The following is a 2000-nucleotide window of genomic DNA, read 5'->3' as shown; positions in this document are numbered from 1 at the left end:
GGGTGAATATATCTACGAGTTTTGAACTTTTTTACCTCTTTTTGTCTGCAACCCCGCATGAATACTATGCACATCTCTCCGTGTGTGCCTACTCGCCCAAAACCCAAGTTCAACGACATAGAAGCCAAAAAACACCTCTAACCAAAGTCTCTGAAATTGTGACGGTATGATAAAATTTAACTCAAACTATTGACAAACATGTTTATATCCATAACATGTAATGCGAGACAGAGTTTCTATTTTACCGTGAAAATCTTACCGAGTTAGGACGCAAAACTCCCTTTTCTTTTTTTGTATCTTATGCACCCAAACGCTCTATAATATTGACAAGGATACGCAGGTAGCTTTATCATATAGCGATAACTCAAGTTTTAACATACGCAGCAAGGGAGGGGGAGATATGGCTCTGACAACGGTCTTTGCGGCACTGATGGCGTTATTGGCGGGGATGATCTACATGCTGTCGCCCCTCTACCTTGTGGGGGCGGTCTGCGTGCTGACCCTTGCCTTTGTTGCCCTCAAGGGGCCAATGTGGGGGTTGCTCCTGACCACATTCGTCTACAACATCGAAAACACCGCACTGCATGTCCATATCGCCGACGGCAATGACCATGTTGACTATCCCGTCTATATCGTCTTCCTGCTTGTGACCCTGGCAGGGTGGGCAGTCCACAAGGCCTTCAATTACCATCTCAAGAGACAACCAACCCCGCTTGACCTGCCACTATTGGCACTGTTTCTCTATCAGGGGGTCTCTCTGCTCTGGACGCCATCGCTTGTGTTGGGGCTACACTTTTTCCTGCTGCTGTGTTTCAACATGCTCATGTTTTACCTGTTGACGGCGATAATCAAGACCACCAGGCAGTTAGAGCTTGTTATAGCCTTTATGGCCGTATCGGCCCTGATCCATGCCGTATCGGTATTTATCTCCCAGTGGTATACCCCACATGCGGAACTGAGGTTTGACAAGAACATCGTCCTGTCCTACTTTGCCCTGTGGCAGATGGACTCCCGACCCTGGGGGCTTGGGGGGGGGCCTACGATGTCGGGGTTTGTGGTAGCGGTTATCATCTTCATGTTGGCCTTTATGGTCAATTCCACAGGAAAAAAGCGTATCAGCGTTGTCATGGTTACCATCCTGCTGTCCTATTCCATTGTGTTGATGGGTGTCAGGGCGGCATTTATTGCGCTGCTGCCTGCATTTTTCTTGTTCTTCCGCCTACATCCGGCATCGAGGGAGATGTTTTTCCGATATGCCGCCATGTGTATTGCAACTATGCTGCTTATAGTGATAACGGCTACACCCGGATTTATAGACCGTATGCTGGTAGGGTTTGGTTACAGGGGGGAACCTATATTTACAAAGAAAAGCTCTCAACACGATGCCAACACCGCAAAACTGTCCTCACAGAAAGAGGGGGTCACCGGGATGAAGATAAGAAAACAGATGTGGCTTGACGGCCTGCGTTACATACAGGAGCACCCCCTGACGTTTGTAACGGGTATGGGCATTGGCGGCCTTGTCCACGTCTCACCCAACACCCCGCGTGAGATACACAGTCTGCTACTTGCGTTCTTCTTTGACATGGGCGTGGCGGGGATACTCCTGCTGATCTATATCTGCTACGTTTTGTTCGAGAACATGTACGGCAGGCTTCACAGGCTTGATACCGGGCAATTGAGCGGCCTCTTTGCGGCCTCTTGTGTGATGCTGTTAGCCGTATTTGGGATTGAGGGGCTGGTGTGGTTTGACATCAATTCGCCCTCATCAAGATACGTGTGGTTTCTGCTGGGGCTGCATGTGGCCATCGTGGGGATCAAGGAGGAGGCGTGAGGGTAGGGCAGAAGGGGTCAAGGGGTCAGCGACCCCCGGCATAAAGGGGGGTCTGGACCATAGGTGTTAAGTTAAGCATGATACCTCCAGTACCTCCAAGTCTTTTAGTGTTAATTTCTTAGGTTTAGGCGTATTTGACGGTTCATCAATCAACTGTAATGTTGTT

At 49.2% G+C, this 2000-nt stretch carries 1 protein-coding gene; it reads left to right on the top strand.

The window, feature by feature from the left end; genetic code table 11:
* Positions 1–400 precede the first annotated feature (400 nt).
* Positions 401–1834 (top strand): O-antigen ligase family protein, encoded by a 1434-nt coding sequence (locus HWQ67_RS17175; protein ID WP_218253919.1) that lies wholly within the window; start codon positions 401–403, stop codon positions 1832–1834.
* Positions 1835–2000 lie beyond the last annotated feature (166 nt).

Source organism: Candidatus Magnetobacterium casense, assembly GCF_019173545.1.
Taxonomy (GTDB): Bacteria; Nitrospirota; Thermodesulfovibrionia; order Thermodesulfovibrionales; family Magnetobacteriaceae; genus Magnetobacterium; species Magnetobacterium cryptolimnobacter.
Note: the sequence above shows the minus strand (reverse complement) of the source record. Positions and strands in the feature narration are given on the sequence as shown.

Bases quoted from the DNA above. Each gene is read 5' to 3' on its own strand.
- HWQ67_RS17175 (WP_218253919.1), top strand. From the start codon at position 401: ATGGCTCTGACAACGGTCTTTGCGGCACTGATGGCGTTATTGGCGGGG.